Raw genomic sequence first — 7,619 nt, 5'->3', positions numbered from 1 at the left:
CGCCGACTGGAAAACTGCACCACTCATTTACGAGCGAAGGCGTTTTTGTCGGAGCTGCAGAAGCTCCCCGCAGCGTTGCTTGAACAGGCAGGCTTTGAGTCTATTTATCTGCAAGCCCTTTGCAAAGCCCGCGCACCCGAGCAAATTCTTAGCTGGCTATCGGAGCGAACCCCCTCGCCTGCGGCCCTGGTCTACCTTAGCTGGGCACAGGTGCGCCAGGGTTCCTACCAAGAGGCCCTTCACACCCTCCAACACGCCGAGCCTGCATCCCCCTTCGACTGGGGCATTTTTTATCGCTCGAAAGGAGAGGCCCTGTTTTGGACAGGCCAACCAGGATGGCTCGAGGTGCTCGAGCAGTCTCGGGCCTATTTGAAAGGCCCTTCACTGGGACGAATGCTGCTGGATGCTGGGTTTTTCCTCTACCACCAAGGGCACAGGTCGCAAGCCCTGGTCAAATGGGCCGAGGCCCTGGCCTACTTGGAGGAAGACCCCTACTACCTGGCCTGGGCCCACAACAGCCTGGGCATGGCGCTGCTGCCCGACCAGCCCCACAAAGCCGAGCGGCACCTTTTGCAAGCCTTCAAGCTGAGCAAAAAGGCCCCGGCAAAAGACTTTCGGGCCAAGGCCCTGAGCGGCATTGCTGCCGTCCGCCGCAGCTTAGGTGAGTGGGAGCGGGCTTTGCACAGCTACCAGCAGGCATCGAAGGGGCCAGGTGACCTGCACGACCGACAGATGGCCCTGTGGGGCTGGGGGCACACCCTGCGCCTGATGGGCCAGACCGAGGAAGCCCTGGCCAAGCTGACCCAGGCCTGGCAGATGAACCCTGCCGAGGTATGGCTCGAGGCCGACCTTCTGGCTGCCCGCTTGATGCTAGGCGAGGCGGTTCGGGTCTTTGAGTCCATCGCACATCTAAAAGAACACCTGGCCTCGGGCCGACTGAGCGAGCGAGGGCAGGTGGTGCTTAGGGTGGTGGAGGCGGAGTATGCAAGGCAAAGGGGTCTGGAGGAGCAGGCCCGCAGCCTGTTGAGCGGCCTCGAGGCCTCCAGTCTTTGGGTGCGAGAAGAACTGAGTTGTTTCCCCGAGCTGGCCCGGATGGCGGGTATCTGCCAAACCCCTCGGCAAATCCGGGTGGAGGTGCGGCCCTACGGAGGGCTCGAGGTGCGGGTAAACGGGCGCCCGGTGCCCATTCCGGCGGTTAGCAAGATGGGGGAATTGTTGGTGTTCTTGCTGGTGAGCGGGGGCCAGGCCAGCCTCGAGGTGCTGCTCGACCGCCTGGGCAACCCCAGAAACCGCAACCCCCGCAAGGCGTTTTGGGAAAACCTGGAGAAGCTCCGGCAGGCACTGGGCTGGAAGGAGAGCGTGCAAAACCAGGGGGGGGTGTACACCCTCGACCCTCGGGCCGAGTGGATATGCGATCTGAACCCCCAAAACCTGCCCATGTACGACCCCCAAGACCTCTCCCACACCTTCATGCCCGGCTACTACAGTGACTGGGTCGAGGAGTGGCGGCGGCAGTGGCTGGTGGTCTAGCCGGACATCCTGCCCTGTGTGTCCATACCCAAGGCCCGCCCCCACCGGAACCTCTACCCCTGCGCCAAATCGTACATAGAGCGCTCTTCGCATGTAAGGCCAGGATTGGTCACCGGCAGTTATGGTAAAACAGTTTTTATTCGTTGTCACAACAAATATGCGTTTAGTAAACTCATATATTTTTTAGTAACAGCAGCCTTTATAAAAAAATGGACGACAGATGGATGAGGGTTTGCTAAGGTGGGGTCAATCGGTTTTGTATGCCCGAAACTGAAGACCTCAACCATCACCAAAGCAAAGCCCTTCGGCTTTTGCGGCTGCTCGAGTTGCTGCAACAAAAGCCCTGGAAACCCAGCGAGCTTCAAGTCGAGCTGGATTTGGGCGAACGGGCGGTTTACAACTATCTGGACGAGGTCAGGGCCTTGGCCGAGCGGCTGGGCTTGCAGTTTGTACACGACGGCCTGCGCCACACCTACCGCATCGAGGTGGTCGAGCGGCTGGGCCTCACCGAGACGGTGGTAGCCTTCACCGCCCTGCGAATGCTGGCGCACCACAGCCCCGGCAGCAACAAAGCCTACCAGGAGGCCCTGCGCAAGCTGGCTAAAAACCTGCCCGAGCCGCTTGGGGCCATTGCCCTCAAGAGCACCGGGGCTCTGGGGGCGCGCCCCCCCAGCCTGAGCGGGGCCAACCTCGAGACCCTCACCCAGGGCTGGCTCGAGCGCCGGGTGGTGGCCTTCGAGTACAAGCCCCCCCAGGCCCGCCCTTTCGGGGTGGAACTCGAGACCTACTTCATCGAGGTCTCCAGGGCCAATATGGCGGTCTACATCATCGGCAAAGACCGGCTTTTTGGCCGGGGCATCCACTACCTTGACAACCTCAAAACCTACAAGCTCGAGCGCATCCAGCGCCCGCGCCTTCTGAACGAGACGTACACCATCCCCGACGACTTCGACCCCACCGCCTACCTTTCGGCGGCCTGGGGCATCGTGGGTGGGAAAGCGGTGAAGGTTTTGCTTCGCTTTGCGCCGGAGGCCGCCGATCGCCTGCGCGAAGGGGGCTACCCCAACCTTCAGATTGTCGAGCAGCTCGAGGGTGGCTACACTCTCGTTTCAATTACCGTCGGCACCGATAGCGAAGGATTCCCCCTCGAGCTGCTACCCTGGATTCAGAGCTGGGGGCCCCGCGTGGAGGTGCTGGAGCCCCCAAGCCTGCGCGAGACCTGGCTGGCCGAGGCCCGGCAGTTGCTGGCGCAGCACGAGGGCACAGGCTCCTCCTCGCCCAAAACCTACTGGGCCCACTCCCACAAAGACCGAAGCCGCTGGCAGCCCATGCGCGAACACGCCCTGCAGGTCGCGCAGTTGGCCCAGGAGAAAGCTGCTTCCTTCGGCGAGCCGGAAAAAGCCCACCTGGCCGGGCTGCTGCACGACCTGGGCAAATACGGCGACCTCTTTCAGCGCCGCCTGGAGGGCAAGGAAAAGGGCCTCGACCACTGGTCGGCAGGGGCGCATCTGGCCCTGTTCGAGTACCGCGTGCCGGAGGTGGCGCTGGCCGTGCAGGGGCACCACATAGGGCTACAGAGCGGGGCCAGGGAAAGCCTTAAGGAGATGAAACTGCGGCAGGACGGGCAGGGCTTTCCGGCTGAGCTGCGCCTGAGCGAGGGCGACCTCGAGGTGCTCAAAGAGCGTCTCCTGGACGATGGCATAGAGTTACCACCTCCCAGCCAGGCACCAGTTGCCACAGCCCAGAGCGCTGCCGCCATGCTCGAGACCCGCATGCTCTTCTCGGCCCTGGTGGACGCCGACTTTCTGGACACCGAGCGGCACTTGCAAGGCGAGGTGCGTCCCACTCCGCCTCCCTTGCAGGCCGAGCGGGCGCTAAAGCGGCTCGAGGCCCACCTGCAAGGGCTGGCCGCCAACGAAAACCTGCCCCCAGGCATCCGCCGCCTGCGGCAGCAGGTCTCCGAGGCCTGCGCCCAGGCCGCCGGGCAGGAAGGCCGCCTCTTTACCCTGACCGCGCCCACGGGGCTGGGCAAAACCCTGGCCATGCTGCGCTTCGCGCTGAAGCGGGCCATGCTCGACCCCCGCATAAGGCGCATCGTGGTGGTGCTGCCCTATCTGTCCATCCTCGACCAGACCGCCAAAATCTACCGCGAACTTTTGGCCGACTTTGGCCCCCACTACATCCTGGAAGACCACAGCCTGGCCTACCGCCCACTGCGCAAGGAGCTTTCCGATGAGCAGGACATGGCCGAACTCGAGCGCCGCCTGCTGGCGGAAAACTGGGAGGCCCCCATCGTCCTCACCACCCACGTGCAGCTTTTGGAAAGCCTCCACGCCAGCCGCCCGGGGGCCTGCCGCAAGCTGCACAACCTGGCCGGGAGCGTGCTTTTGTTCGACGAGGTGCAGACCCTGCCCACCCACCTGGCCGTGCCCACCCTCAAGACCCTGGCCCACCTGGCCAGTGAGAAGTACGGCGCGGTGGTGGTCTTCGCCACCGCCACCCAGCCCGCCTTCGACACCCTGCACGAAAAGGTGAGGGAGGGCGAGCCCCAGGGCTGGCAGCCTTTGGAAATCATCCCCCAGCCCGAGGGGCTCTTTGTACAAACCCAGCGGGTCAAGCTCGACTGGTGGCTCAAAAACCCTACCCCCTGGCCCTGTCTGGTGACGCTGCTCGAGGCCGACCCTCAGGCTTTGGTGGTGCTGAACCTCAAGCGGCAGGCCCACGCGCTCTTCAAACAGGCCCACGACAAAGGGCTGGAGGGCCTTTTCCACCTTTCCACCGCGCTCTGCCCGGCGCACCGGCTAGAGGTGCTGGGGGCGGTGCAGAAGCGCCTGGAGGCGGGCGAGCCCTGCCGGCTGGTCTCTACGCAGGTGGTGGAAGCCGGGGTGGAGCTCGACTTTCCCGTGGGCTACCGGGCCTTGGGGCCATTGGAGGCCATCGCCCAGACTGCCGGGCGCGTCAACCGGCATGGGCTGCGGAGCCAAGGACGGCTGGTGGTCTTCCTGCCCGAGGACGAGGGCTACCCCGATAAGGCTTACGCCCAGGCCGCCAAGCTAACCCGCGCCCTGCTGGCCGAGGGCGAGCTGAGCTTGGGGCCCGCCACCTTCCGCCGCTACTACCAGAGCCTCTACAGCCTGCAAAGCGTGAGCGACCCAGAGATTGAAGACTTCATCCGAACCCAAAACTACGCCGAGCTTGCCCGCCGCTACCGCATCATCGAGTCGCCGGCGGTGAACGTGGTGGTGCCCTACAACCTCGAGGCTCGGGAACTGATGCAGGAGGCTCGGGATAAAGGCATCGCCGCCGACTGGATTCACCGGGCCCGGCCCTACACGGTGCCCTACTTCCTGCCCAAAGGGGGGCCGCCCGCCTTCCTGGAGCCTGTCTTCCTGCGCTTTGGCCGGGGTGAGGCCCCCGACTGGTTCCTCTGCCCCGACGATTTGCTCTACAGCCCCCAGCTGGGCTTCACCCCAGAGGAGGGGGGCGGCGTGGGCCTGGTCATCTAACCCGGTGCCGGGGCAAGGCTTTGGTATGTTTCGCAAAAACGATCTGGAAGGAGGTACCATGCGAAGTTTTAGCTTGGAAGTCTGGGGCGAGCTGGCCTGCTTCACGCGGCCCGAGTTCAAGGTGGAGCGCTTCAGCTACCCCGTCATCACCCCCAGCGCCGCGCGGGGCATCTACGACGCCCTCTACCTGGACTTTGACCCCCAGAGCAAAAGGCCCCTCATGTACTGGCAGATTGAGCGAATTGAAGTGCTGAAGCCAGTGCGCTACATCGCCCTGATGCGCAACGAGGTGAAGGAAAAGGTGAGCCCGCGCAGCATCCAGGGCTGGATGAGGAACCCCAGCACCTTCGAGCCCCTTTTTGCCGATGCCACCCGGGAGGAGACCGGCCAGGACACCAAAGGCCGCACCCAGCGCCAGACCATGGCCCTGCGGGACGTGCGCTACCGCCTCACCGCCCACGCCGTGCTCTACCGCGAAGACCACGCCCTGCGCCAGAAGATTGAGCACAGCTTTGAGCGCCGGGCCCGGGCGGGCCAGTGCATCTACCAGCCCTACCTGGGCTGCCGCGAGTTCACCGGCTACTTCCGCCTGGCAGAGCCCGGCGAGGAAGCCCGGCCCGTGCCCTACAGCGAAAAAATCGGCTGGATGCTCTACGACGTCTTCGACCTCGCCAGGCCAGGGGCCCCGCTGCGCACCGACAGGGGCGAGAAGCCCCGCGTGAGCCTCTTCCAGGCCGAGGTGGTGGAGGGGGTGCTCAAGGTACCCCCCTATGCAAGCGAGCAGGTGAAGAAGGGGGTGGGCTGATGCTTTCGCAGTTGGTGGAGTACGCCCGGCAAAAGGGGCTGGGCGCGGAACCGGGCTTTACCCAGAAGGAAATCCGCTGGCTGGTGGGGGTGAGCCCGGCAGGAGAGTTTACCGAACTCATCCCGCTGAACCAGACCAAACCCGCTCCCGACCTCTCCCAGCCTGAGATGATGGCCCTGCCCGGCTACCTGCGGGCCCAGGGCCACGCGGCGGAACAGGCAGCGCACTTCCTGGCCGACACCTGCGCGGTGGTGTTCGGGCTGGCCGAGCGGGATAGGGAAGGGAACATCAAAAGCCCTGAGGAGCACGCCAAAAACCTGCAAAAGCAAGAGACCTTCCGGCTGCTCATAGAGCTGGCCGCACAGCAGGTGCCCCTGCTTGGGCGCATCGCCCGTGCCCTCGCCGACCCAGGGCAGATGGCGCAGATAAGGGAGAAGCTCGAGGCCCAAACCCAGCAAAAAGGCGCTGAAAAGCTCAAGACCACCGATAAAATCTCCTTCTTCCTCGCCGGGCAGTGCGTGCTCGAGTTCCCCGACTGGCACGACTGGTGGCGGGGGTTCCGCGCCCAGGCCTTCCCGCCTGCAAACACCGGTGGCGGGATGCGCTCCTTTGCCAGCGGCGAGCTCATTCCCCCGGCCTCCACGCACCCCAAGGTGACCAAGCTGGGCGGGAGCGCCTTCGGGCACGCCCTGGTCACCTACGACAAGGAAGCCTTCGAGTCCTATGGCCTCTCCCAGGGGGAAAACGCCGCCGTGGAGGAGCTTTCGGCCACCGCCTACCGGGCCGGGCTGGACGCGCTTTTGGAACAGGCCGAGACCCTGGGGGATATGAAGGTGGTGGTCTGGTACGACCAGGAGATACCCGAGGAGGACGACTTTTTCCGCGACCTCTTCGCCCCCAGCAGCAACGAGGCCGAGGAAGCCCAGGCCCTCGAGCGCGCCCGCAAGGTGCTCAAAGCCCTCAAGACCGGCGAGGCCCCGCCCAGCCTGCGCCACGCCCGCTTCTTCGCCACGGCCATGAGCCCCGCCTCGGGCCGGGTGATGGTGCGCGACTGGCAGACCGGTTCGCTGGAAGAGTTTGTGCAGGCCGTGCAAACCTGGTTCGAGCACCTCACCATCGTGCGAAAAAGCGGCGACCGGGCGGCCAGCTTGCCGGGCCTGAACCGGCTCTTCCTGAGCCTCCAGCGCCCCAAGACCCCCGAGCAGAAGTTCGACGACTACCTCAAACCCATCAAAACCCTGCAAGTCCCCCTCTGGCGCGCGGCCTTGAACCCAAATCTGCCCATTCCCTACGGCGCTTTGGCCCGCATCATGGAGTCCCACACCGCCGAGGTGATGACCGGGGCTTTTAGCGAGGCCTTGAACGCGCAAAAGCCCGACGCCGCCGCCCTGGGGCGCATCTATGCCCGCATGGGGCTTTTGAAGGCTTACCACATCCGCAAAGGAGGAAGGATGCATATGGCCCTAGACCCCCACCACCCCAGCCCGGCCTACCACTGTGGCCGATTGATGTGCCTGCTGGCCCAGATTCAGGAGGCCTCTGTGGAGTCGGAGATCAACGCCGGCGTGGTACAGCGCTACTATGGCGCGGCCAGCAGCACCCCGGCCATGGTGCTGGGCCGCCTCACCAGGCTCTCGCAGCACCACCTGAGCAAGATGGCCAAGGAGTCTCCCGGTCTGGCCTACTGGTTCAACACCCAACTGGCCCAGGTCTGGAGCGCCCTGGGGCCCAGCCTGCCCCGCACGCTGAGCCTCGAGGAGCAGAGCCTCTTCGCCCTG

The 7,619-nt window shown here is 64.6% G+C and carries 4 protein-coding genes; all 4 read left to right on the top strand.

The window, feature by feature from the left end; all coding sequences use genetic code 11:
- Positions 1-1,530, top strand: a 1,530-nt coding sequence (locus tag NZN28_RS13280; protein WP_295398915.1) for a tetratricopeptide repeat protein, incomplete at its 5' end; no start/stop codon positions are given.
- Between the two features lie 260 nt (positions 1,531-1,790).
- On the top strand, positions 1,791-5,036 hold the full coding sequence (locus NZN28_RS13275) for a CRISPR-associated endonuclease Cas3'' (RefSeq protein ID WP_295398913.1): 3,246 nt from the start codon (positions 1,791-1,793) through the stop codon (positions 5,034-5,036).
- A 58-nt stretch (positions 5,037-5,094) separates the two neighbouring features.
- A complete protein-coding gene (gene cas5c / locus NZN28_RS13270) occupies positions 5,095-5,841 on the top strand; it encodes a type I-C CRISPR-associated protein Cas5c (protein WP_295398911.1) in 747 nt (248 codons plus the stop codon).
- Positions 5,841-7,619, top strand: a 1,779-nt coding sequence (gene cas8c / locus NZN28_RS13265) for a type I-C CRISPR-associated protein Cas8c/Csd1 (RefSeq protein WP_295398909.1), incomplete at its 3' end; no start/stop codon positions are given. The genes cas5c and cas8c, both read left to right, overlap by 1 nt.

It is taken from the genome of Meiothermus sp. (genome assembly GCF_025056915.1).
In the GTDB taxonomy this organism is placed as follows: Bacteria; Deinococcota; Deinococci; order Deinococcales; family Thermaceae; genus Meiothermus.
The sequence above is the reverse complement of the archived record's forward strand: the minus strand, read 5'-3'. Positions and strand labels throughout refer to the sequence as shown.